This is a genomic window from Serratia sp. OLAL2 (genome assembly GCF_002752475.1).
GTDB lineage: Bacteria > Pseudomonadota > Gammaproteobacteria > Enterobacterales > Enterobacteriaceae > Serratia > Serratia bockelmannii.
Map to the genome: position 1 here is coordinate 202390 of NZ_MSTL01000016.1, position 23632 is coordinate 226021.

Genomic DNA, 23632 nt, shown 5'->3' on the forward strand with positions numbered 1-23632 from the left:
TAGCCTGCTGAACTTCAGGCCGGCAGTCCCATCAGGAACTTGCGCAGCTCGCCGAAATTGGCCGGCAGCGAGTGCGACAGCAGCGGCAGATCGGCCCGCAGCGCCAGCGCTTTCGGCAACGGCAGTTCCTGGCCGAGGATCGCTTCTACGCTCTCTTTAAACTTGGCCGGATGCGCGGTACCGAGGAACAGGCCAAACTCTCCTTCCTGCAGCTGGTCACGCAGCGCGCGATAGGCAATGGCCGCGTGTGGTTCTGAGATATAGCCCAGCTCGGCCAGTTCACGCATCGTTTCCCTGGTGGTCTCATCGCTGACCGCCGCGTGACCTAGCTCTTTCAGCTGCCAGACCTTACGACGGAACAGCTCTTCCACGCGCGGCCAGTTGTTTGGCTGGCTGACGTCCATGGCGTTGGACAGCGTCGCGACCGTAGCGTGCGGCTGCCACTGGCCGCTGGTCAGGAAGCGCGGCACGGTGTCGTTGGCGTTGGTGGCGGCGATGAAGCGCTTCACCGGCAGACCCAGCGACTTGGCCAGCAGCCCGGCGGTCAGATCGCCGAAGTTGCCGCTCGGCACCGAAATGACCAGCTGATTGCGCGCTTCCTGCGGCAGCTGCGCCACCGCTTCGAAGTAGTAACAGATCTGCGCCAGCAAGCGGCTGATGTTGATCGAGTTGGCCGAGTTCAGGTGCAGCGCATCTTTCAACTCCTGATCGTCGAACGCCTGCTTCACCAGCGCCTGACAGGCGTCGAAGTCGCCGTCGATCGCCACGGTATGAATGTTGCCGCCCAGGGTGCAGAACAGCTTTTCCTGCAGCGGGCTGATTTTGCCCTGCGGATAGAGGATCACCACCCGGACGTTTTTCAGGCCGTAGAAGGCGTGTGCCACGGCGGCGCCGGTGTCGCCGGAGGTGGCGGTCAAAATGGTCACCGGCTGATCGCCGGCCACTTCCGCCAGCATCTGCGCCATAAAGCGGCCGCCAAAGTCTTTGAACGCCAGCGTCGGGCCGTGGAACAGCTCCAGGCAGGAGACGTCTTCCGTCACTTTCGCCACCGGCGCCGGGAACTCAAAGGCGGCCTGTACGCGTTTCTTCAGCGCCGCTTCCGGCACCTCTTCGCCGATAAAGGCCGACAGAATGCGGCTGCTGCGGGTGACAAAATCCTGCTCCAGCAGCTGGTCAATCTCGGTCAGTTCGAACGCCGGCAGCTCCAGCGGGAAGAACAGCCCCTGCTGCTTGCCCAGACCTTGTTTGATCGCCTGCGCGAAGCTGACCTGCTCGTTGTGATCCTTAAGGTTGTACAGTTTCATGCGTTATCCCAGTAGTCGAGCGCCTGCGGTATCCAGACGGCAAATATGAACAAAACCTTCGTCGTTTTGCAGATAGTGTTGTTGCAGCCAGGCGGCCATGCGCTGCGCGGTAGCGCCGTCGTTGCAGACGGCGAACAGCGTCGGGCCGGAGCCGGAGATGCCGCAGGCCAGCGCGCCGATGTCCTGCGCCGCCTTGCGCGCTTCGGCGAAGCCCGGCAACAGCCGGGTGCGGTACGGTTCAGCGATCACGTCCTGCATCAATTTGGCGGCCAGCTGCGGCTGCCGGGTGTGGCAGGCGTGAATAAAGCCGGCCAGGTAGCGGCCGTGGCTGATGCAATCCTGACGACGGTATTGCGCGGGTAAAATGGCGCGCGCTTCGGCGGTGGACACCTTGATGCCGGGATAGGCCATGACCCACAGCCAATCGTCGAAGCACGGCACCTCCTGGCTGATGATGCCTTCTTCTTCCAGCATCAGCTGCAGGCCGCCCAAATAGCATGGCGCCACGTTGTCGTAATGCACGCTGCCGGAAATGCGGCCTTCCAGCTCGCCCATCAGGCCAAGCAGCGTCGTCTTATCCAGCGGCCGATCGCAGAATTCGTTCATCGCCATCAGCCCAGCCACCACCGAACAGGCGCTGGAACCCAGCCCCGATCCGATCGGCATGTTCTTTTCCAAGCGCATCGCCACCGGCACTTCGCGGCCGATCTCCTGGCAGAAACGCTCCCAGCATTGATAAACGATGTTCTCTTTCGGCTCGGCCGGCAGCTTGCTGACGAAGCGCCCGGCATTCTGCAAACTGAACGTTTCGGCGGCTTCGACGCTGACGCAGTCGCCCAGCAGCGTGCCGTCGATCGGCGAAACCGCCGCGCCCAGCACATCGAAACCGACGCTGACGTTACCGATCGAGGCCGGTGCATACACCTTAACCATATTAAACTCCCAACTTCCATGACAGTGTGCGCAGCAGATCGGCAAACACGCCCGCTGCGGTCACATCGTTACCGGCGCCGTAGCCGCGCAGCACCAGCGGCAGCGGCTGATAATAGCGGCTGTAGAAGGCCAGCGCGTTCTCGCCGTTCTTCACTTTATACAACGGATCGTTGCCGTCCACCGCCTCGATGCACACCTTGCAGCGCCCTTCGTCGATCAGGCCGACATAGCGCAGCACCTTGCCTTGCTCGGCGGCGTTGGCCACGTTGCGCGCGAATTCTTTATCCAGCTCCGGCAGCCGCGCCAGGAACTGATCCACATCGCCCGACGCGTCGAAGGACGGCGGCAGCACCGCCTCAACCTCGATATCGCTCAGTTCCAGTTTGTAACCGGCCTCGCGCGCCAGGATCAGCAGCTTGCGCGCCACGTCCATACCGGACAGATCGTCGCGCGGATCCGGCTCGGTGTAGCCGTTGGCCCTGGCCTGCAGGGTCGCGGCCGACAGCGACATCCCTTCGTCCAGCTTGCCGAAGATAAAGGACAGCGACCCGGACAGAATGCCGGAGAAGCGCACCAGCTCATCGCCGGCGTTCAGCAGGTTTTGCAGGTTCTCAATCACCGGCAGACCGGCGCCGACGTTGGTGTCATAGAGGAACTTGCGGTGCGAACCGGCAGCGGCCGCGCGCAGTTGCTGATAATAGTTCATCGACGAGGTGTTGGCCTTTTTGTTCGGCGTCACCACGTGGAAACCGTCCGCCAGGAAGTCCACGTATTGATCGGCCACCGCCTGGCTGGAGGTACAGTCGACGATCACCGGGTTCAGCAGATGATACTCCTTCACCAGCCGGATCAGGCGGCCGAGATTGAACGGCTCCTGCGCGCCGGCCAGCTCGTCGCGCCAGCTGTCCAGCGCGATGCCGTGCACGTTGGTCAGCATCACGCGCGAGTTGGCGATGCCGCACACCCGCAGATCGATATGTTTTTGCTTCAGCCACGGCTGCTGGCGGTAGACTTGCTCGATCAGCGCCCCGCCGACGCCGCCGACGCCGATGACGAACACTTCGATCACCTGATCGGTGTTGAACAGCATCTGGTGGCTGACGCGCACGCCGGTGGTGGCGGAATCATTGCTGACCACCACCGAAATTGAACGCTCGGAAGAGCCCTGGGCGATAGCGACGATATTGATGTTGGCGCGCGCCAGCGCGGAGAAGAAGCGCGCGGAGATGCCACGCAGGGTGCGCATGCCGTCACCGACCACCGAGATGATCGCCAGGCGTTCCATGACGTCCAGCGGATCCAGCACGCCGTCTTTCAACTCCAGATAGAACTCCTCTTCCAGCGCCCGGCGGGCGCGCTGCAGTTCACCCTGCGGCACGCAGAAGCTGATGCTGTATTCGGAAGAGGATTGGGTGATCAGCACCACCGAAATGCCGGCGCGCGACATCACGGCGAACACCCGTGCGGCCATGCCGACCATGCCTTTCATGCCCGGGCCGGAGACGTTGATCATCGCCATGTTGTTCAGGTTGGTGATGCCTTTGACCGGCATCGCGTCATCGGTGCTGTCTTTACCGATCAGCGTGCCGGGGGCTTGCGGGTTAGAGGTGTTTTTAATCAGGCAAGGGATTTGGAACTGGGCAATCGGCGTGATGGTGCGAGGATGCAGCACTTTGGCGCCGAAGTAGGAGAGCTCCATCGCCTCCTGGTACGACATCGATTTCAGCAGCCTGGCGTCCGGTACGGTGCGCGGATCGCAGGTATACACGCCGTCGACGTCGGTCCAGATTTCGCAACAGTCGGCGCGCAGGCAGGCGGCCAGCACCGCGGCGGAATAATCGGAGCCGTTGCGGCCCAACACCACTAGCTCGCCCTTGTCGTTACCGGCGGTGAAACCGGCCATCAGCACGATGTGGTCGGCCGGGATCGCCGCTGCGGCGATGCGCAGCGTGGACTCGGCGATGTCCACGGTAGACTCCAGGTAGTGGCCCTGCGCCAGCAGCTTCTCCACCGGGTTGATCACCGTGACCGGATAGCCCTTGGCGCGGAACACCCCTTCCATGATGGCGATGGAGAGTTTTTCGCCGCGGCAGATGATCGCCGCGTTCACGCTGTCCGGGCACTGCCCCAACAGCGAGACGCCGTGCAGCACCTGCTTGAGTTGCGCGAACTCCTGATCGACCACGCCTTTCAGGCGATCGTATTCAAAGCCCGGCAGCGCCTGCGCCAGGCCGCTCAGCAGATCGGCAAAGATCCGCTCGGCGTCGCTGATATTCGGCAGAATGTCCTGACCCGCCACCGTCTTGTCGATCATCGCCACCAGATGGTTGGTGATCTTTGCGGGGGCGGACAAGACCGTGGCTACCTGTCCCTGACGCGCGTTACTCTCCATGATGTCGGCGACGCGCAGAAAACGTTCCGCATTCGCTACCGAGGTTCCGCCAAATTTCAGCACTCGCATGTGTCATCTCTCCGAATTTAAGCCGAAAAAAAAGCCCGCACTGATTAGGTGCGGGCTTTTTTCTGTGTTTCCTGTGCGCGTCAGCCCGCCCCGTTACCTGTGGTATCGGTGGTGGTAATAATTGTGGTTTTCAGGCTGATGTTGCGCATGTTGTCTGTCTGTCTCATGAAATACTCTGTCCCCTCTATTGGTTAAAGCAATCGCTATCCCAAGTCAAACTATTTCTTTTTTTTGCTTATTTTCCGTTCAGCGGCGACATTGCGCGATATCGGAGGTGAAAAGCAAAACGACAGAACAAAAAAACAACTTAAAGCCGATTTACTAGTGGATCACGCTGGGTAACCGTCTGATGGAGCCGCTATCACTTGGCGAGTTTTTTTTCGATGTCGTGCAGCAGCGTATGCAACATCGCCGTGTCTCGCTGTTGCAACGCCCCGAGGCGCTGATGCAGCCAATCGCGCAATTTTTGGTCATCGCCGACATCCAAAGCGTTCAACAAGGCATCGGCGCGGTGGCGCAGCGCTTTGAGTTGCCCTTCCGACGCCACCTTTTCCTGCGGCGTGCTGACGCCCATCAGGCTCGCCAACTGGTAGCAGTACACCATCACCGCCTGGCCCAGGTTAAGCGACGGGTAGTCCGCCTGCATCGGCACGCCGGTCAGCAAATCTGCCAGCGCCAGCTCTTCGTTGGTCAGGCCGGAATCTTCGCGGCCGAACACCAGCGCGGCCTGGCCGACCCACTGCTTACGCTCACTCAGCTGTTCCAGCAGCTCAGGCGGCGTGCAGTAGTAGTGAAAACGCGCGCGGCTGCGGGCGGTGGTGGCGACCGTGAAGTCTACATCCGCCAGCGCCTGTTCCAACGTGGCGAACGTTTGCACGCCGTCGAGGATCTCGCCGGCCCCATGTGCCACCCAGCGTGCAGCCGGCTGCAGGTGCGCCTCGCTGTCGACGATGCGCAACGAAGCGAAGCCCATGGTTTTCATCGCGCGCGCCGCCGCGCCGACGTTTTCCGGCCGCGCCGGAGCCACTAAAACAATATGAAGCTGCATCACTCTTCCACCGAAGGCGGGCCTGCGCTTTTGACGGTATCGCAGCGCCCGCTTATATTTACAATTGCGTAACAATAAACGCGTTAATAGCAACAAACAAGATTAAACGGCTCGTTGAGCTAATAAATCCGCCGTAATAGTCATTATTCATGCTTATGTTTTACTGTATTTATTTATCAATGAGTTAAAACAAGACGATGATCAATAAGCGAATAATTGTATCCTATCGGGCCCGATAATGCTGAATCGTTCACAGAATTTGAGGTTCTGTGACTTAAACTGGCATTTCTGTAAGTGTTTTTCACAAATCTGTTAACGTGCTACAATTGAATTTGATATATGTCAACAAAGCGTAGTTTTGTTGGGTGATGAATTCGGCACGCGCTGTTATATTGCTGTTAATGGGGTTAGGATATGCGCCGATTTGGCACCCCAGGGGTTGTAGGGAACAGCATCCCCACCAGGCTAGCGATCTTGTTGACATGAGATGGAAAGTGCATCAAGAACGAGTTTACGTACTTTAGTCATTTGCTGAGAGGGAACGTGGCGCTATCTCTGCCCTCCTCTAAGAAAACAGAGACTTCTGTACTTCCTATTTTCTATTTTGTTGGCAATTTTAGGTAGCAAATATGCAGACCCCGCACATTCTGATTGTCGAAGACGAGTTAGTCACTCGTAACACCCTGAAGAGCATTTTCGAGGCGGAAGGCTACATTGTTCATGAAGCCAATGATGGTGCAGAGATGCACAATATCCTGTCTGAAAATGATATCAATCTGGTCATCATGGACATCAACCTGCCAGGCAAAAACGGCCTGCTGTTGGCGCGCGAACTGCGTGAACAGGCCAGCGTCGCCTTGATGTTCCTGACCGGCCGCGATAACGAAGTGGATAAGATCCTCGGCCTGGAAATCGGCGCCGACGATTACATCACCAAGCCGTTCAACCCGCGTGAGCTGACTATCCGCGCACGTAACCTGCTGTCGCGCACCATGAATCTGGGCAGCCTGGGCGAAGAGCGCCGCCTGGTCGAGAGCTACAAGTTCAACGGGTGGGAACTGGACATCAACAGCCGCTCGCTGATCAGCCCGGCCGGCGAACAGTACAAACTGCCGCGCAGCGAATTCCGCGCCATGCTGCACTTCTGCGAAAACCCGGGCAAGATCCAATCCCGTGGCGAACTGCTGAAGAAGATGACCGGTCGCGAACTGAAGCCACATGACCGCACCGTGGACGTCACCATCCGTCGCATTCGCAAACACTTCGAATCGACGCCGGACACGCCGGAAATCATCGCCACCATTCACGGCGAAGGCTACCGCTTCTGCGGCGAGCTGGAAGAGTAACTCCCGCCTGCCGTCATGAAAACGGGGTTCAGCATGCTGAACCCCGTTTTTTTATTTCGTCTCAGCCCACGGCATGATCGGCACCGCGCTCAGCGCATTTTTCGGCGAGCCATCGATCACCTTGTCGGAATAGCTCAGGTAGATCAGTGAATTGCGCTTGGCGTCGTAGAAGCGCACCACCTGCAGCTTCTTGAACACCAGCGAAGTGCGTTTCTGGAACACCACATCGCCTTCCGCCTTGCCGTTTTTGATCTTGTCGCTCAGCTCTATAGGCCCGACCTGCTGGCAGGAAATGGCCGCGTCGGCGGTGTCTTCCGCCAGCCCCAGGCCGCCTTTGATGCCGCCGGTTTTGGCGCGGCTGATATAACAAGTTACATTTTTAACATCCGGATCGTCGAACGCTTCGACCACGATTTTGTGGTCCGGCCCCAACAATTTAAACACCGTATCAACGGAACCCACTTGCTCCGCCTGTGCGCTTCCCACGGTTGCGCAAACCAAACCGAATAAAAATATCCAGCTTTTTTTCATTTACTTAACTCCGATATAACCTTGCCGCAAAAATAGGTTCGGCGATCGCCATTATTTATGTCTAAGCTCACGGAATCGGTTTTATACGGGTCCGCACCGTCCGTTTTAGCACAGAGCGTGACAAAAATCTTTGAGAGTCGCGGAGTAAAAAAGTTGCTATGATGCGGCGTCGTTATTTCTTTGCGCCCACTACGGTGTACCCCAATCCAACTCTGGCGCGGCATGCGCAGCAGAGGCAAAGAGTGCAACGCATAATGGCTCATGGATCGGTCTGATAGCGCAGCACCAGCGTGACGAATCAACAGTTCGGGTTCCTACCCCCAAGCTTTACGAGGAAGATCTATGGATCAAGCCGGTATCATTCGTGATCTGCTTAGCTGGCTGGAAAGCCATTTGGACCAACCCTTGTCGCTGGATAACGTGGCGGCCAAGGCCGGCTACTCCAAATGGCATCTGCAACGGATGTTCAAAGATATTACCGGTAATGCCATCGGTGCTTACATCCGGGCAAGGAGACTGTCCAAAGCCGCCGTCGCGCTGCGTCTGACCAGCCGGCCGATTTTGGATATCGCCCTGCAATATCGTTTCGACTCGCAGCAGACCTTCACCCGCGCCTTCAAAAAACAGTTTGCGCAAACGCCGGCGCTGTACCGCCGCGCCGAGGACTGGAATGCGTTCGGCATCTGTCCGCCGATCCGTCTGGGGGCCTTCACTCTGCCGCAGCCGGAATTCGTCTCGCTGCCAGATAAACACCTGGTCGGCCTGACCCAAAGCTACTCCTGTACGCTGGAACAGATCACCACCGTGCGCACTGAACTGCGCTCGCAGTTCTGGCGTCAGTTCCTCGGTGACGTCGAAACCCTGCCGCCGGTGCTGTACGGGCTGCACCACTCGCGCCCAAGCCAGGAGAAGGACGACGAACAGGAAGTGCTGTATACCACGGCGCTGGAGCCGGATCAGGTGCCTGACAAGGTACAGGAAGGCCAGCCGCTGGTGTTGCCGGGCGGTGAGTTTGCGATGTTCAGCTACGAAGGGCCAACCGAGAACCTGCAAGACTTTATTCTGACGGTGTACGGCACCTGCCTGCCGGCGCTCCAGCTGACGCGCCGCAAAGGGCACGACATCGAACGCTTCTACCCGAAAGGCGAGCGCCGTCCGCATCAGGCGCCTATCGAGATCAAGTGCGATTACCTGATCCCGATTCGGCGTTAACGCTGCAGTTCGTCCAACGCGGGCATGTCCAGGTGCGTGACATCGCCCGCCGTTTCCACGATCCAGCCGGAAGCCAGCCACGGGCTCTGCTGATGATCGACGCGCGACAGTGAGCAGTTGCGCAAGCGCAAGCGGCGTTCCGCATAGGCCGGCAGCCCCAGCACCGTACTGATCAAACACCCCAAAGCGATGCCATGACTGACGAGCAGCGGCTTGCTGCCTTCCGGCAGCATCAGGCAGCTCTCCAGCGCGGCGCGCATGCGCTCGCCGAGTTCCTCCATGGATTCGCCTTGAGGGATACGGCCGTCAGGAGTACCATCGACCATCTGTTTGCGCCACTGCTCTTCCTGCGGCGTCAAACTGTCGATCAGGCGTTCTTCCAGAACCCCCATGTGCAGCTCACGCAAACGCGGATCGCCAATCACTTCGCAGCCACAGGCTTCGGCGATGATTTGCGCGGTGCGGCGCGTGCGCCCCAGATCGCTGGTAATGATGTGCGTAATGCCTTCTTTGCTGACCCGCCTGGCGACCAGACGGGCCTGGTGTTCACCCATGGCGGTTAACGGGCTGTCGGACTGACCCTGGATGCGGCGAGCCGCGTTCCATTCCGTTTCGCCATGGCGAACGAGGTATACCTGTAACATTTTTGTTTTCCGTTATACTGCGTGAAATTTGCGTTTATCCCCGGCCCGGCGGCGCTTTTGCCGCTGCCCGGCGTATCGGCCAGAAGGATATCAAACCCGTTATGTACCATGTTGTCGCTGCAACTACCAACCCGGCAAAGATCAAGGCTATTCAACTCGCCTTCGATGACGTCTTTGGCGCGGGCCAATACCGCATTGAATCCGTTGACGTCGCCAGCGGCGTCTCGCTGCAGCCGATAGGCAACCACGAAACCCGCACCGGTTCGCGTCAACGCGTGATGGAAGCGCGCCAGGTCAGGCCCGAGGCCGATTTTTGGGTCGGCGTGGAAGCCGGGATTGAAGAGAATATGACCTTCGCCTGGATGACCATCGAGAACCCGCACATCCGTGGCGAATCCCGCTCGGCGAGCCTGATGCTGCCGGAAGTCATCTTACAAGGTATTCGCGCCGGTCGCGAATTGGGCAGCGAAATGGCGGCGATCACCGGCAACGCCGAGGTGAAACGTCAGGGCGGCGCCATCGGCGTCTTCACCGACGGCCGGCTGAGCCGCACCAGCGTTTACCACCAGGCGCTGCTGCTGGCGCTGGTGCCGTTCCACAACGCCATCTATCAGCAATAACGCTGAGTCTGCTAGGGCGCGTCGTGCAGCAACTGCTGCTCAAGCCACTGTTTCAGCGCGGGTGAAGCCGCTTTCAGGCTGTTAGAACCGCGGGTGATGGTGGCGATCCCCGCGCCCAGTTCATTTTTCAGCTCGCGCTGGCTCATCTCGCCGCGCATCAATTCCTGAATGATCCGCACCCGGGTGCCCAGCGCGGTGCGCTCGTCCGGCGTCAACATCAGCTGCAACAGCGGTTGATGAAGTTCTTGCGCAAACGAATTCTGCAGCAGCGCGACGAAGCGCAGCCAATCCTCATTGCCTTGTTCTGAAAGAGCGGGGTCGTTTAACGATAATTGCGTCATGGCAGCCACCATACTATTTAACTAGTACAGCAGCATACCATAGGGCCGTCAAAATCAATAACGTCTCTGCCACTCGGCGTCGGTCAGCACCTTGGCCGGCCGGTGCGTCAGATAACGGTAAAACGCATCATAAGCCAGCACGTTCTTGACGTAGCCGCGGGTTTCAGAGAACGGAATGCTTTCGATGAACGCCACCGGATCGATCCGCCCCGCGCTGTTGCCCAGCCAGGTATTCACCCGCGACGGGCCGGCATTATAGGCGGCGCTCGACAGAATGCGGTTGCGGCCGAACTGCTGATAGACCGACTCCAGATAGCTGGTGCCGATGGTGATATTGGTCTGCGGATCGAACAGTTGGCTCGGGCCGACATAGCCGGGAATATTGAACATCTGCACCGTATGCTGCGCGGTGCGCGGCATCACCTGCATCAGGCCGGCGGCACCGACCGGCGACTGCGCCTTCGGATTCCAGGCGCTCTCCTGGCGCGCGATCGCCATCGCATAGCTGCTGGTGATCCCCTTGTCATCGGTGGCGCGGCGGAACTCCTGTGGCCAAGCGACCGGGAAGCGTTCCTCCAGATGATCCCACAGCTTGCCGACGATGGTCGCCTGCACGCTCAGATCGGCCCATTTTTGCTCAAAGGCGTAGCGCGCCAGTGCCTCTTGTTCCGGCCGGCTGCGGCTAGCGACGTAGGAGCCCCATTCGCTGCGGGCCAGGTTGTCCATATTCCAGTACATCAGCTCGCGTACCCGGGCGACCTCCGGCCCGTCGACCAGCGACGTGCGCGGCTTGGCCGCCACCGCCACCATCACTGGATAAGTGGCGTTCAGCTTCTGCGCCGCCACCATCGGATAGAAACCGCGTTCGGTCATCAGGTTGCGCAACATCTCCTCGCCTTCGGCGCGTTTGCCTTCGTCCATCAGCTGACTGGCGCGCCAGTAGCGCCACTCATCCTTGTTGCGCGACGCTTCCGGCAGACGGGCCAGCCAGGTCGCGACGCCCTGCCGATCGCCGTTACCCAGCGCCATGCGCACCCGGCGCTCCAGCAGCGAAGGCGAACGGCTGCGCAGAATCACCTGATCGCGCCACTGCGCCTGTTCATAGGTAGCGTCGCTGCCCATCAGGCGCCAGGCCACCGACTCTTCCAGCCCCAGCCGCTCGTCGTCGCTCATTTTCTGCAGCCGCGCGAGCGTCGGGATCATCGCCCGCGCGTTTTCCACATCCTGCCGCGCCAGGCGTTCAAAGGCGATGCCGGTGGCGGCACGGGTAAAGTCGGTCGGCCCTACGCTGCGGGCGAAGGCTTCCACGGTGGTCGGATCGTTTTGCAAGCGCACCAGGGCGTTGCCCATGGTTTGATAGTCGGCCGGCAGTTGGCTGTAAAGGTTGCTGACCAGCGAGCTGTTGCCCTCTTTCAGCGCCAGCTTCATACGCGCCAGAATATCCAGCGGCGTTTGCTTGCCTGCGCCGCGCCAGACGCTGAACAGCCGATCGCAGGCGCTCGGCAACGTTTTGCCGTTCAACCACAGTTCATCGGCGCCGCTCCAGGCCGCCTGCTGGTCGCCGGTAGCCCATTTGGCGTAGTAATAGTTGCAGCGCGCCGCCACCGGTCTGGGCGGCTGTGGGCTGAAGGCCAGCAGGGTGCGCCAGTCTTCGCGCCGCGCCAGCTCATTGACGAAGCGCGGCGCCAGCGATTTCGCCGGCGGCAGCGTCGGGTTGCGCTTGATAAAGTCGTTCACCTCGGAGAACCCCGCCTGGCTAAGATCCTGTGTCAGCTCGCGGTATTCCAGGTAAGGATAAAGCGGATAATCACGCAGCGTCGGCATCAGCTGCGCCACCACGTCCATCTGATTGCCGTCCCACGCCTGTTTGATCTGCTGGTAGCGCTGACGTTGCGCATCCAGAGAATCCGCCAGCGCCGCGCCTGAAAACGCCGTCAGGCACAGCCCCATTGCCAACAGCCGTCGCTTGTCCACCTTGACCATCCTCGCTCTTTCCTCACTGGTTGTACCGAGGGAGCCGCCCAGCCCCCCCGGTGACCGCCGCGCACGGCGCCGCGGGACAAAATAAAGCCGGGCGCACGGCCCGGACGCAGATATCTACCATAGACAGCGCAATCGCTTATCCATTCAATACTGTAGAAGAAGAAGTGTATCGCCATGACGGGAGCCAGGTAAAAAACGTTTACTTTGACTGACAAATCAGGTCGCCGGGATATTTCCAGTTACCGGATTTTTATTAACCGGCCCGGTGTTTATGAAAGAAGTAAAATGCTTTTTAATTATTAGCTATCACATTATTTCATTTGAGATATGAGCCCGCCGTTGCGCAAATCGCCTGACAGCTGGCCAAACGCGCCAACTTTGCAGAAAAGCGGTGGCAAACCCGGGTAGGCATTTTTATACTATCAAAAATAAGTAGGATAATTCCGAGAAAACAGCACATAAAGCGCCCAACGAAGACATCTTATAATACAATCCGCGCCAATTATGGGTTAGATAGTGTTCATTAGGCAGTGCGACTGACAGCTTTCAGCAAAACGATAGTCCCTTCAAGCGGGCCGGATTTTTCCTTGTCAGGCCACGGCCTGCGGGCGGTGGATCAGGCCGGAATGGCGGGTGAAGATGGCGAATAAGACCGCGATAGCAATGCGTTGCGCAAAAAGCCCCGAGCCGGGCTTCCTTGGCGCACGCCTGAATATCGGTCGCCTGCTGCTGATCGTTTTGTTAGCGCTGCTGACGTTGTCCGGGCCTGCGCACGCCGCCGATGATCCCTATCAAAAGCGCACGCACGCCGTGACGACCGTGGTGGTAGGCATCATCAGCTACGCCCGCTGGTCGCGTGAACCCAATCCGATCCGCTTGTGCGTGACCGCGCCCACCCAGTATGCCGAAGGGCTGTTCGATCCGATCCTGCTGAGCGCGCCGCGCCCGATTAAAGCCGAGCGCGTGCCGTTCGACAGCCCAACGCTGAGTACCGGCTGCGATGTCATCTACTTAGGGAACATCACCGCCGCGCAGAGACAAAATTTCATGCAGCGCATTTCCGGCAACTCCATTCTCAGCATCAGCGAAAACGATAGCGAATGCTCCGCCGGCAGCGCTTTTTGCCTGCAGATCGATGGGGACCAGGCCAGTTTCAAGGTCAACCTGGACGCTCTGGCGCGCAGCGGCGTGCGCGTTCACCCCAACGTGCTGCAGCTGGCACGCAAACAGGCGCCGCCGCTATGAGGCTGTTGCGTAGAAACCGCTCTGGCAATGCGCGCCCGACGCTGGGCCGAGTGCTGCAGCGGGTGCATCTTGGGCTGGCGCTGATCGCCGTCGGCACCGCCGGCATCTTTTTGACGCTGGTGGCGCTGTTTGCGCTGCGCGCCTATGCCAATCACAACCTGCACCTGATCGCGCGCTCCATCAGCTATACCGTCGAAGCCGCCGTAGTGTTTGAAGATCGCACTGCCGCGCGCGAGGCTCTGATGCTGATCGCCTCCAACGAAGAGGTATCGGACGTGCGGATCCTCGACAACAACGGCAAGATGCTAGCCAACTGGCGCCATCCCACCGATGGGCCGCTGCATGGCCTTGAGCAGATCGTCGCGCACTGGGCGCTGCCCGAGCCGGTCATTCTGCCTATCACCCACGAGGGCAAGCAGGTCGGTCAGGTCTGGCTGAGCGGTAACGGCGGCAGCCTGCTGCGTTTCCTGTTGCGCGGCATGGTCGGTATGATCGCCTGCCTGGTGCTCAGCACCCTGTGCGCCCTGGTGTTGTCGCGCCGTATGCTGGTCGGCATCGTCAGTTCGCTGGACGACATCGCCAATGTGGCGCATGCGGTGCGCCGCGATCGCACCTTCGGCCTGCGGGTGCCGTCGGCGCCTATCGCCGAGTTGCATGAGCTCAGCAACGATTTCAACGGCTTGCTCGACGAGCTGGAGGCCTGGCAGGCCCATCTGAAGCAGGAGAACGACTCGCTGGCGCACCGGGCAACGCACGACAGCCTGACCGGTTTGCCGAACCGCGCCTTCTTCGAAGGGCGACTGAGCCGGGCGCTGGGCGATATCGAATCGCCGGCGAAATTGGCGGTGCTGTTTATCGACGGCGATCGTTTCAAGGAGGTGAACGACAGTTACGGCCACGCCGCAGGCGATGCGGTGCTGACCACCATTGCCGGGCGCATTCGCGCGCAGCTGCGCGAAACCGATCTGGTCGCACGCCTGGGAGGGGATGAATTCGCCGTGCTGCTGGCGCCGGTACACGGCACGGAAGATGTCTTGCAGATCGCTGACAACATCATCGACTGCATGACGCAACCGGTCATTTTGCCGAACGACGAGACGGTCATTACCTCTCTGAGTATCGGTATTGCGCTGTACCCTGATCACGCGTCAACGCCTCAGGGTCTTTTGCACGAAGCTGACGATGCGATGTATCAGGCAAAGCATCGTTATAACGGAGGCTGGCGGCTGGCTATACATAAATAAGAGCCCCGGCTATAACACTTGAACTAGGGATTTTGACTATGATACAGCAACTGTTTAAAGGTCGTTTTTCACTGCTGGCGATGGCGTTCGTCGCCCTGCTGGCGCTCGCCGGCTGCCAGAGCAAACCGCAGGGCCTGACGCCCGAGCAGGTTGCACTGCTGCAATCGCAGGGCTTCAAACTGACCGATAACGGCTGGGAGTTCGGCCTGTCGGATAAAGTACTGTTCGGCAACAATATCGGCAAGCTGAACCCGGAAAGCACCGAGACGGTGCAGAAGATGGGCCGTGCGCTGCTGAGCGTCGGCATCACCAAGTTCCGCCTGGACGGCCATACCGACAACTACGGTGAAGACAGCTACAACGACCAGCTATCCCTGCGCCGCGCCGATGCGGTGGCCGATCTGCTGGCCAGCGTCGGCATTCCGCGCGCCAATATCGAAACTCGCGGCATGGGCAAACGCGACCCCGTTGCCGATAACCGCACCTCCAGCGGCCGCGCGGAAAACCGCCGCGTCGCGATCGTCGTCACGCCATAAGCCACCAATATGCGCCTTTATCGGCGCATAAACGGTTATACTTAGCGATCGCTGAGCGATGTCTGGGATCCGAGATCGAAACGGGCTACACTCATGCCGCCAGACATCCTATAAATACTGATATAGAGAGGCTTAGAGCAACGTGGCTCAATACGTCTATACCATGCACCGCGTCGGCAAGGTAGTACCGCCGAAGCGTCATATTTTGAAAAACATCTCCCTGAGCTTCTTCCCTGGGGCAAAAATCGGCGTACTGGGCCTGAACGGCGCCGGTAAGTCCACCCTGCTGCGCATCATGGCCGGCATCGATACCGATATCGAAGGGGAAGCGCGCCCGCAACCGGGCATCAAGATCGGTTATCTGCCGCAGGAGCCGCAGCTTAACCTCGAACACACCGTGCGTGAATCGGTGGAAGAAGCGCTGGCGGAAGTGGTCGGCGCGCTGAAACGCCTGGACGAAGTGTACGCGCTGTACGCGGAAGAAGGCGCAGACTTCGACAAGCTGGCCGCCGAACAGGGCCGCCTGGAAGAGATCATTCAGGCGCACGACGGTCACAACCTCAACGCCCAACTGGAACGCGCCGCCGATGCGCTGCGCCTGCCGGACTGGAACGCCAAAATCGCCCACCTGTCCGGAGGTGAACGCCGCCGCGTCGCGCTGTGCCGCCTGCTGCTGGAAAAACCGGACATGCTGCTGCTGGACGAACCGACCAACCACCTGGACGCCGAGTCCGTGGCCTGGCTGGAACGCTTCCTGCACGACTTCGAAGGCACCGTGGTGGCGATCACCCACGACCGTTACTTCCTGGATAACGTGGCCGGCTGGATCCTCGAACTCGACCGCGGCGAAGGCATCCCGTGGGAAGGCAACTACTCGTCCTGGCTGGAGCAGAAAGACGCGCGTCTGGCGCAGGAAGCGTCCGCCGAAGCCGCTCGTCGCAAGTCGATCGAGAAAGAGCTGGAGTGGGTGCGTCAGGGTGCCAAAGGCCGTCAGTCCAAAGGCAAGGCCCGTTTGGCCCGCTTCGAAGAGCTGAACAACACCGAATACCAGAAACGTAACGAAACCAACGAACTGTTCATCCCACCTGGCGCGCGCCTGGGCGATAAAGTGGTCGAAGTCAGCAACCTGCGCAAGTCCTACGGCGACCGCCTGCTGATCGATGACCTGTCGTTCTCGGTGCCGAAAGGGGCAATCGTCGGCATCATCGGCCCGAACGGCGCGGGTAAATCCACGCTGTTCCGCATGATGTCCGGTCAGGAACAACCTGACTCCGGCAGCATCGTGTTGGGCGATACCGTCAAGCTGGCGTCCGTCGATCAGTTCCGCGACAGCATGGACGGTTCGAAAACCGTGTGGGAAGAAGTCTCCGGCGGGCAGGACATCATGCGCATCGGCAACACCGAGATGCCGAGCCGTGCCTATGTCGGCCGCTTCAACTTCAAGGGCGTCGATCAGGGCAAACGCGTGGGCGAGCTGTCCGGCGGTGAGCGTGGCCGTCTGCACCTGGCCAAGCTGCTGCAGGTTGGCGGCAACGTGCTGCTGCTCGATGAACCGACCAACGACCTGGATATCGAAACCTTGCGCGCACTGGAAAACGCCCTGCTGGAATTCCCTGGCTGCGCCATGGTGATCTCGCACGACCGTTGGTTCCTCGACCGTATCGCCACCCACATCCTGGACTACCAGGACGAGGGCAAGGTGGAATTCTTCGAAGGCAACTTCACCGAGTACGAAGAGTACAAGAAGCGTACGCTGGGCGCCGACGCGCTCGAGCCGCACCGCATCAAGTACAAGAAGATCGCCAAGTAATCCCCAAGGCGCCGCATGCGGCGCCTTTTTTTTACTCCCGCGCCAGCTCGCGCGCGTAGTCGTCGAACGCCGGATGCTGCAGCACCACATCGATGAAACAGGCCAGCGCCGGGGAATTCAGCTTGCGGCTCGGGTAGACCAGATACAGCTCGTTCCCTTCCGCACGCCACGCCGGCAACACCTCCACCAACAGCTTCTGCGCCACCACCTCGCGGCTGAGAAACGCCGGCAGCAGCGTGATGCCGGCACCGGCAATGGCACATTCGCGTGCATACAGCAGGTTGTCGGTGGTGTGCGCCAGCGGCAGCTGCCAGCGGTAATAATCGTCGCCGCAGCGCAGGTTCCAGGCCGTCCAAGCCCGATGGGCGATGCAACGATGCTGCTGCAGTTGCTGTGGGTGTTCGATCGGCGGATGCTGCGCCAGATAGGATGGCGCAGCCAACAGATAGCGCGGCGCGTACCCGAGGCGGCGGCCGATCAGTGAAGAATCCTGCGGCTTGCCGGTACGCAGTGCGGCGTCGTAACCTTCCTGCACCAGATCCACCATGGCGTCGGACACCGACACCTCCAGCGAAACGTCCGGGTACTGGCGCTGAAAATCCGCCGCCAGCCGCGCCACCAGGGTTGCCCCTAGCCCGGCAGGCGTCGAGATGCGCAGGCGGCCGCTCGGGTTATCGCGCAGCCGCTGCAGCGCCAGATCGGCGCGTTCGGCGGCGGACATCATCGCCTGACAATGCTCCAGATAACGCTCACCGGCGAAGGTCAGGTTCAGCTGGCGCGTGGTGCGATTGAGCAATCGCAGCCCCAGCGTTTGTTCGAGCTGGCTGATACGCTGGCTGACGCTGGACTTCGGCAGCCCGACGCGCTGCGCGGCGGCGGTAAAACTGCCGCACTCCGCCACCAGCGCGAACAGCGCCATGTCCTGCAGCTGTTTGAATTCCATTGTTCACCTTAAACGAACACTCCGTTAGATATTGTCCATCTTATCACCCCACTGCTGCGGGTCTACACTGGAGGCATCATTTGAAAGGAGTACAATCATGTCGATAAAAGCCATTGCCGTAGACCCGCAGAACCCCGCCGGTTTCATCGAAATCTCACCGGAGATGCCGGTACCCGGTCAGTACGATCTGTTGGTGGAAGTGAAAGCGGCGTCGGTCAATCCGGTGGACACCAAAGTGCACGCCGGTCTGCAGAAAAGCGGCCTGCAGCAGCCACGCGTCCTTGGCTGGGACGCCAGCGGCATCGTGGTGGGCGTGGGCAGCAGCGTCAGCGGCTTCAAGCCCGGCGATGAAGTGTGGTACGCCGGCGACATCACCCGGCCCGGCAGCAACAGCAGCCACCAGCTGATCGACTCACGCATCGCCGCTCACAAACCGCGCAGCCTGAACTGGGCCGAGTCCGCCGCCATGCCGCTCACCGCCCTCACCGCCTGGGAAGCGCTGTTCGAACACCTGAACATTCAGGACGCGCCGGAGCACAAGACGCTGCTGATCATCGGCGGCGCCGGCGGTGTCGGCTCGCTGGCCATTCCGCTGGCCGCATTGCGCAGCAAGGTGAAAGTAATCGCTACCGCATCAAGACCGGAATCCGCCGCCTGGTGCCGTGAGCGCGGCGCCGATCTGGTGGTGGATTACCGCGATCTGAAGGGCAACCTGGCGCAGCAGGGCATCGAGCAGGTGGATTACATCCTGTGTCTGAACGACACCGACGGCCACTGGCCGGCGATGGCCGAGCTGGTCGCGCCGCTCGGCCATATCTGCACCATCGTCGAGAACGCGCAGCCGTTGGATCAAAACGCGCTGAAGCTGAAAAGCGCCGCGCTGCACTGGGAGTTCATGTTCACCCGCAGCATGTTCACCACCCCGGACATCGCGCAACAGGGCAAGATCCTGCAGCAAGTGGCGCAGCTGCTGGACGAGGGCAAGCTGAGCACCACGCTGAGCGAAACCCTGCACGGGCTGTCGGTAGACACGCTGACCGCCGCACATCAACAGCTACTCGGCGGCCACATGCAAGGCAAGCTGGTTATCGCTTACTAAGTTCGCATCGCGGCGGCGTTCTGCGCCGCCGTTATTGCGGACGAACGAAACCGACGCACAGCGTTTGCTCATCGGCCTGCGGATCGGCGCGGAAGGTCAGCGTCTGCTGCCAGTCGAGGCGCAGTTTCGGCCAGTGGGCCAGCTCCCCGCCGAAATCGCTATGCGCGCAGTCTTCACCCAACCGCCCGAACAGGGCGACGCCGTGCTGCGCAATCTGCGGATAGCTGATGTTGACGTTGTAGATATTCGGCCGCGTATGATTGGACCAGCGCGTAATGGTCTGCGGCCGGGAACCGGCGTACACCGTCATCCACTGCGACAGGTATTCGCCGCCGACGTAGCGTAGGTCGACGCCATACCGCTCCTGCCACAGCCGCTCCACCCCGGCGCTGAACGCCTTGATACCCACCATTTTCTGGCCGGCGTTGCGCACGTTGCCCAGCATCACCGCGGCATACCCCAGATAGACCGCCAGCGCTGCGCACATCAGCCCGAGGGTCGCCGCGCGCAGCGAACGCACCGGCGGCTGACGCACGCAGCCAACCAGCAGCGCGGGCGCCAGCATGAAGAACGGCTGCAGCCATTCGGTCAGCCGGCCGCCGACGTTGAAAGAGAACCAGAAGGTAATGATGCCGAGCGGCAACAGGTAGACCCACAGCAACACCCGCATCGGCAAGGCTGATGGCCAGGCCAGCACCGCCCCGCTGCGCCGCAGGATCCCCCACAGCACCAGCGACGGATAAAACACCAGCAGCAGCGACTGCAGCATGTCGAGATTGAGCTGCATCTTGATCTGCGAATCCACCCACTTAAAGGCGGCAAAGTCGTGGTTCCACAACCAGAACACGTTCGGCAGCACCAGCGCCAACCAGATCGCCACCGCTAGATAGAACTGCGGCTGGCGGTAGCAGCGGCGGATCTGCGGTACGAACAGCGTCGACAGCGCCGCGAAATAGACGAAGGCGAAGGTCGAGTACTTCGCCATCATCGCCAGCCCGGCGGCCAATGCGAAGGCCGGCCACCAGTTGGCCGAACGCGAGATCGCCAGGTGGAAGAACAGCGCCATCCACGGCCACAGCATCACCAACAGGTAGTTGTCGTTGTAGGGAATGATGTCGAAATTGATGATGCCGGACAGGTTGAGCGTCAGCAGCGCCATCCAGGCCAGCGAGGTGCTGCCGCTCAGGCGGCGCGCCAATAGCCAGACGCCCAACATGCCGATGGCGATGGCGATGAAGTGGCCGCCGTACCAGTAAACGTTCAGCGGCAGCCACGAGAGCCCGATCGCCGGCTGCATCGCCGCACCGACCAACCAAGGATTTTTCGGTGAGCCCCACTCGCCGTTGAGGCCCCAGTTGAGCGCCTCAACGGCGTCGTAAGGCAGGGTAGGATCGAGATGAACGGTCAGCAGCGTCCAGGCTGCGGCATAGCAGACCAACCAGAGAGCGAGTAAGCGATAAGACATGACTTCTTCTGAGCGTTATTGTAAAGAAAATCTTAACTTAGTCGCTGTCGAATGAACCATGTTTAAACAAGCCGTTAAATGTGCGCCCGGGCGGCCGTTTCTGCCGCCGCGATCGCACATTACGCTAATTTCCCTCAGCCTGCGGCGTGGCGATGGGCGGGCGCATTCGCCAGCCGGCCGGCATCCGCCGCCAGCAGTTGTTGCACCAGCTCGACGCAGCGCAGGAAGCGCTCTTCGTAATCGCTGGACTCAACGTGCACGTACTCGATGTTGTTGGCGCGCAGCATCTCCTCCAGCAGGCGCTGGAACGCCAGGCGATCGGCGCTGCTGCCGAGGCTGCGCAGCCCGTCCGCCACCCACGGCGTGTTGTTTTCCAGCAGGATCACCAGATCGAAACGGTATTCGTCGATCAGCGCCTGCACGAAGGGGTGTTCACGCCCTTCGTACTTTTTGCAAAACGCCTGCGTAGTCACGAAATCGGTATCGATAAACGCCACCTTGTTGGCATATTTGACTGCGAAGTCCACGTATTGCGCCTGCCCGAGGGCAATTTTGTCGTAGTCGGAGTACTGCAGCGCCATCTCGTCGCCGCCCAGGTGCGAAAACACGTAATCGCGGCCATATTCCCAGGCGCTGGTGGTGTTGAAGATGTTGGCCAGCTTGTTGACCAGCGTCGACTTGCCGCTCGACTCACCGCCGAGGATCGCCACGGTGCGCACGAAGAACGGCTTCACCTCGGTCGGGATGTAATCCCAATAGCGGAACGGATCCTGGCGGATCTGATTGCCGCTGATGTTCATGAACGACCGTTCGGGATCGACCAAAATGGTTTCGATGCCCAGATGCTCGCGGTAGCGCGGCGCATCCTGCGCTTCGCTGGAATAGATGAAGCTCGGCACGATGCCCTTCTGTTCCATAAAGGCCTTCATGCCGTCGCTCCACACGTTCCAGCCGTGCGGGTACGGTTCGATGCCCTGCTCGTCGAACGAGTGGATATGGATGTTTTTCTGGTACTTGAAGGTCTGCAGCAGCCAGCGCAGGCGATCGCTGACCGTCGGCTGTTGCGACATCGAACTGTTCTCGAACAGCTCGCGGTCGCGCGGTTCGTCGTGGCACAAAATAACGTGCAACTCGTCCACCTGGCTGCAGGCGCGCTGGATCAGATAGATGTGGCCGGTGTGCAGCGGGTAAAATTTACCAAACACTACGCCGACTTTAACCTCTTTGCGCGGGAACTCCAGCCCGAGAAAACGGTGCAGCGCCTCGAGCTTTTGCGCGCTCGGGCTTTTGATTTTGTCGTTCAACAGCTGGCTCAGATAGCCCTTGGTCATGCCGCTGGCATCCGCCACCTGCTGCAGAGTACAACCCTTTTGCTTGATGGACGTCTTCAGGTAATCAAATTGCGGCATGGCCACCTCCGTTTAATATGCTAAACAAAATAGCATATCTTGCTCGCCGTCGGCGACATTAATAAAACTCTTCCAGCACGTCCAGCGCGTCCGCCAGCTTCTTGACCCCGAACACCTGCATGTTGGCCGGCGGCTTCTTCGGCATATTGCCGTGCGGCACGATGGCGCGCTTGAAGCCGTGCTTGGCCGCTTCGGAGATGCGCTCCTGGCCGCTCGGCACCGGGCGAATCTCCCCCGCCAACCCCACTTCGCCGAACACCACCAGATCGTTCGGCAGCGGCCGATCGCGCAGGCTCGAGACCAGCGACATCAGCAGCGCCAGATCGGCGCTGGTCTCGCTGACCTTCACCCCGCCGACCACGTTGACGAACACGTCCTGATCCGACATCTGCAGCCCGCCGTGCCGGTGCAGCACCGCCAGCAGGATCGCCAACCGGTTCTGCTCCAGGCCCACCGCCACGCGGCGCGGGTTGGACATCATCGAGTGATCCACCAGCGCCTGGATCTCCACCAGCAGCGGCCGGGTGCCTTCCCACACCACCATCACCGAGCTGCCGGAAGTGACTTCATCGCCGCGGCTAAGGAAGATCGCCGAAGGGTTGCTGACTTCGCGCAGCCCCTGTTCGGTCATGGCGAACACGCCCAGCTCGTTGACCGCGCCGAAGCGGTTCTTGTGGCTGCGCAGGGTACGGAAGCGGGAATCGGCGTCGCCGTCCAGCAGCACCGAACAGTCAATGCAGTGTTCCAGCACTTTTGGCCCGGCCAGCGAGCCATCTTTGGTGACGTGCCCGACCATCACGATCGCCACGCCGCGCGTCTTGGCGAAGCGCGTCAGATAGGCGGCGGTTTCCCGCACCTGCGCCACGCTGCCCGGCGAAGACTGAATGTCCGCCATGTGCATCACCTGAATCGAGTCGATCACCATCAGCTTCGGCTGCTCCTGCTCGGCGATCAGGCAGATCTGCTCGATGCTGGTTTCCGACAGCATGTTCAGGCCGCCGGTCGGCAGCCCCAAACGGTGAGCGCGCATCGCCACCTGCTGCAGCGACTCCTCGCCGGTGACGTACAGGGTTTTCATCTGTTCAGACAGTTTGCACAGCACCTGCAGCAACAGGGTGCTCTTGCCGGCGCCGGGGTTGCCGCCGATCAGAATGGCGCTGCCGGGCACCACGCCACCGCCCAACACGCGGTCGAACTCGAGAAAGCCGGTGGTAAAGCGCGGCAGCGCCTCAAGGCTGATTTCCGACAGCTTCTGTACTTTGCTGACGCCGGCGTCGCCGGCATAGCCGCTGAGGCGATCGTTGCGCGCCGCGGCCGGCGACGCGGCCAAACGCACTTCCGTGATGGTGTTCCAGGCATGACAGGCGCTGCACTGCCCCTGCCAACGCGGATAGTCCGCCCCGCACTCATTGCACACAAATGCCCGTTTTGCCGCTTTTGCCACGTCTTACCTCAATC

At 60.5% G+C, this 23632-nt stretch carries 21 protein-coding genes and 1 other annotated feature; of the genes, 8 read left to right on the forward strand and 13 right to left on the reverse strand.

Annotated elements, in window-relative coordinates; all coding sequences use genetic code 11:
- Positions 1-14: 14 nt before the first annotated feature.
- The 5 genes from thrC to BVU99_RS09795 all read right to left on the reverse strand — a co-directional run bounded on the left by thrC (position 15) and on the right by BVU99_RS09795 (position 5746).
- Positions 15-1304: a threonine synthase gene (thrC, locus tag BVU99_RS09775; RefSeq protein ID WP_043136010.1), complete on the reverse strand. Its 1290-nt coding sequence runs from the start codon at positions 1302-1304 to the stop codon at positions 15-17.
- A 3-nt stretch (positions 1305-1307) separates the two neighbouring features.
- Positions 1308-2237, reverse strand: coding sequence for a homoserine kinase (gene thrB, locus BVU99_RS09780; RefSeq protein ID WP_016929148.1), 930 nt, complete (start codon positions 2235-2237; stop codon positions 1308-1310).
- Position 2238: 1 nt separating this feature from the next.
- Positions 2239-4698: a bifunctional aspartate kinase/homoserine dehydrogenase I gene (thrA, locus tag BVU99_RS09785; protein WP_049205431.1), complete on the reverse strand. Its 2460-nt coding sequence runs from the start codon at positions 4696-4698 to the stop codon at positions 2239-2241.
- 24 nt (positions 4699-4722) lie between these two features.
- Positions 4723-4840, reverse strand: a sequence feature (Thr leader region).
- Entirely contained in the window at positions 4779-4865 is an 87-nt protein-coding gene (thrL, locus tag BVU99_RS09790; RefSeq protein WP_071525951.1) for a thr operon leader peptide, read from the reverse strand. It overlaps the preceding feature by 62 nt.
- 194 nt (positions 4866-5059) lie before the next feature.
- Entirely contained in the window at positions 5060-5746 is a 687-nt protein-coding gene (locus tag BVU99_RS09795; protein ID WP_025305230.1) for a tRNA/rRNA methyltransferase, read from the reverse strand.
- 629 nt (positions 5747-6375) lie between these two features.
- Here BVU99_RS09795 and arcA point away from each other — a divergent pair.
- On the forward strand, positions 6376-7092 hold the full coding sequence (gene arcA / locus BVU99_RS09800) for a two-component system response regulator ArcA (protein ID WP_025305229.1): 717 nt from the start codon (positions 6376-6378) through the stop codon (positions 7090-7092).
- 51 nt (positions 7093-7143) lie between these two features.
- Here the strand turns inward: arcA and creA are convergent, their stop codons facing one another.
- Positions 7144-7623 carry a protein CreA gene (gene creA, locus BVU99_RS09805; RefSeq protein WP_004933005.1) on the reverse strand — a complete coding sequence of 160 codons (480 nt, stop codon included), beginning with the start codon at positions 7621-7623 and terminating at the stop codon, positions 7144-7146.
- A gap of 342 nt (positions 7624-7965) precedes the next feature.
- On the opposite strand from creA, the gene robA reads away from it, so the two are divergent.
- Positions 7966-8835, forward strand: a complete 870-nt coding sequence (gene robA, locus BVU99_RS09810) for an MDR efflux pump AcrAB transcriptional activator RobA (RefSeq protein WP_025305228.1) — start codon at positions 7966-7968, stop codon at positions 8833-8835.
- Here the strand turns inward: robA and gpmB are convergent.
- A complete protein-coding gene (gpmB, locus tag BVU99_RS09815) occupies positions 8832-9479 on the reverse strand; it encodes a 2,3-diphosphoglycerate-dependent phosphoglycerate mutase GpmB (protein WP_025305227.1) in 648 nt (215 codons plus the stop codon). The genes robA and gpmB overlap by 4 nt on opposite strands.
- Before the next feature lie 101 nt (positions 9480-9580).
- Between gpmB and yjjX the strand changes: the two genes are divergently transcribed.
- Positions 9581-10099, forward strand: a complete 519-nt coding sequence (gene yjjX, locus BVU99_RS09820) for an inosine/xanthosine triphosphatase (RefSeq protein WP_004933015.1) — start codon at positions 9581-9583, stop codon at positions 10097-10099.
- An 11-nt stretch (positions 10100-10110) separates the two neighbouring features.
- Here yjjX and trpR read toward each other — a convergent pair whose 3' ends face one another.
- Complete coding sequence (trpR, locus tag BVU99_RS09825) at positions 10111-10440, reverse strand: trp operon repressor (protein ID WP_016929152.1); 330 nt, start codon at positions 10438-10440, stop codon at positions 10111-10113.
- A gap of 54 nt (positions 10441-10494) precedes the next feature.
- On the reverse strand, positions 10495-12423 hold the full coding sequence (gene sltY / locus BVU99_RS09830; RefSeq protein ID WP_168189562.1) for a murein transglycosylase: 1929 nt from the start codon (positions 12421-12423) through the stop codon (positions 10495-10497).
- Positions 12424-13062: 639 nt separating this feature from the next.
- Between sltY and BVU99_RS09835 the strand changes: the two genes are divergently transcribed.
- From BVU99_RS09835 to ettA, 4 genes are all read left to right on the forward strand, one after another.
- A complete protein-coding gene (locus tag BVU99_RS09835) occupies positions 13063-13668 on the forward strand; it encodes a YfiR family protein (protein WP_038630191.1) in 606 nt (201 codons plus the stop codon).
- Complete coding sequence (locus BVU99_RS09840; RefSeq protein WP_025305223.1) at positions 13665-14912, forward strand: diguanylate cyclase; 1248 nt, start codon at positions 13665-13667, stop codon at positions 14910-14912. Before BVU99_RS09835 ends, BVU99_RS09840 begins: the two co-directional genes overlap by 4 nt.
- Positions 14913-14950: 38 nt before the next feature.
- Positions 14951-15448 carry an OmpA family protein gene (locus BVU99_RS09845; RefSeq protein WP_016929155.1) on the forward strand — a complete coding sequence of 166 codons (498 nt, stop codon included), beginning with the start codon at positions 14951-14953 and terminating at the stop codon, positions 15446-15448.
- Between the two features lie 142 nt (positions 15449-15590).
- On the forward strand, positions 15591-17258 hold the full coding sequence (gene ettA, locus BVU99_RS09850) for an energy-dependent translational throttle protein EttA (protein ID WP_099816593.1): 1668 nt from the start codon (positions 15591-15593) through the stop codon (positions 17256-17258).
- 31 nt (positions 17259-17289) lie between these two features.
- Here ettA and BVU99_RS09855 read toward each other — a convergent pair whose 3' ends face one another.
- Positions 17290-18201, reverse strand: coding sequence for a LysR family transcriptional regulator (locus tag BVU99_RS09855; RefSeq protein WP_025305222.1), 912 nt, complete (start codon positions 18199-18201; stop codon positions 17290-17292).
- 97 nt (positions 18202-18298) lie between these two features.
- Between BVU99_RS09855 and BVU99_RS09860 the strand changes: the two genes are divergently transcribed.
- Positions 18299-19300, forward strand: a complete 1002-nt coding sequence (locus BVU99_RS09860; protein WP_049205434.1) for a zinc-binding alcohol dehydrogenase family protein — start codon at positions 18299-18301, stop codon at positions 19298-19300.
- 31 nt (positions 19301-19331) lie between these two features.
- Here BVU99_RS09860 and BVU99_RS09865 read toward each other — a convergent pair whose 3' ends face one another.
- From BVU99_RS09865 to radA, 3 genes are all read right to left on the reverse strand, one after another.
- Complete coding sequence (locus tag BVU99_RS09865; RefSeq protein ID WP_025305220.1) at positions 19332-20765, reverse strand: glycosyltransferase family 39 protein; 1434 nt, start codon at positions 20763-20765, stop codon at positions 19332-19334.
- Between the two features lie 134 nt (positions 20766-20899).
- A complete protein-coding gene (gene nadR, locus BVU99_RS09870; RefSeq protein WP_025305219.1) occupies positions 20900-22174 on the reverse strand; it encodes a multifunctional transcriptional regulator/nicotinamide-nucleotide adenylyltransferase/ribosylnicotinamide kinase NadR in 1275 nt (424 codons plus the stop codon).
- A 58-nt stretch (positions 22175-22232) separates the two neighbouring features.
- A complete protein-coding gene (radA, locus tag BVU99_RS09875) occupies positions 22233-23618 on the reverse strand; it encodes a DNA repair protein RadA (RefSeq protein ID WP_025159617.1) in 1386 nt (461 codons plus the stop codon).
- Between the last annotated feature and the right edge of the window lie 14 nt (positions 23619-23632).

Coding starts and splice junctions, on each gene's coding strand:
- yjjX (WP_004933015.1), top strand. CDS start 9,581: ATGTACCATGTTGTCGCTGCAACTACCAACCCGGCAAAGATCAAGGCT.
- gpmB (WP_025305227.1), bottom strand. CDS start 9,479: ATGTTACAGGTATACCTCGTTCGCCATGGCGAAACGGAATGGAACGCG.
- thrC (WP_043136010.1), bottom strand. CDS start 1,304: ATGAAACTGTACAACCTTAAGGATCACAACGAGCAGGTCAGCTTCGCG.
- thrB (WP_016929148.1), bottom strand. CDS start 2,237: ATGGTTAAGGTGTATGCACCGGCCTCGATCGGTAACGTCAGCGTCGGT.
- nadR (WP_025305219.1), bottom strand. CDS start 22,174: ATGCCGCAATTTGATTACCTGAAGACGTCCATCAAGCAAAAGGGTTGT.
- robA (WP_025305228.1), top strand. CDS start 7,966: ATGGATCAAGCCGGTATCATTCGTGATCTGCTTAGCTGGCTGGAAAGC.
- creA (WP_004933005.1), bottom strand. CDS start 7,623: ATGAAAAAAAGCTGGATATTTTTATTCGGTTTGGTTTGCGCAACCGTG.
- thrA (WP_049205431.1), bottom strand. CDS start 4,698: ATGCGAGTGCTGAAATTTGGCGGAACCTCGGTAGCGAATGCGGAACGT.
- BVU99_RS09835 (WP_038630191.1), top strand. CDS start 13,063: ATGGCGAATAAGACCGCGATAGCAATGCGTTGCGCAAAAAGCCCCGAG.
- BVU99_RS09840 (WP_025305223.1), top strand. CDS start 13,665: ATGAGGCTGTTGCGTAGAAACCGCTCTGGCAATGCGCGCCCGACGCTG.
- trpR (WP_016929152.1), bottom strand. CDS start 10,440: ATGACGCAATTATCGTTAAACGACCCCGCTCTTTCAGAACAAGGCAAT.
- BVU99_RS09795 (WP_025305230.1), bottom strand. CDS start 5,746: ATGCAGCTTCATATTGTTTTAGTGGCTCCGGCGCGGCCGGAAAACGTC.
- BVU99_RS09845 (WP_016929155.1), top strand. CDS start 14,951: ATGATACAGCAACTGTTTAAAGGTCGTTTTTCACTGCTGGCGATGGCG.
- sltY (WP_168189562.1), bottom strand. CDS start 12,423: ATGGTCAAGGTGGACAAGCGACGGCTGTTGGCAATGGGGCTGTGCCTG.
- BVU99_RS09855 (WP_025305222.1), bottom strand. CDS start 18,201: ATGGAATTCAAACAGCTGCAGGACATGGCGCTGTTCGCGCTGGTGGCG.
- arcA (WP_025305229.1), top strand. CDS start 6,376: ATGCAGACCCCGCACATTCTGATTGTCGAAGACGAGTTAGTCACTCGT.
- BVU99_RS09865 (WP_025305220.1), bottom strand. CDS start 20,765: ATGTCTTATCGCTTACTCGCTCTCTGGTTGGTCTGCTATGCCGCAGCC.
- thrL (WP_071525951.1), bottom strand. CDS start 4,865: ATGAGACAGACAGACAACATGCGCAACATCAGCCTGAAAACCACAATT.
- BVU99_RS09860 (WP_049205434.1), top strand. CDS start 18,299: ATGTCGATAAAAGCCATTGCCGTAGACCCGCAGAACCCCGCCGGTTTC.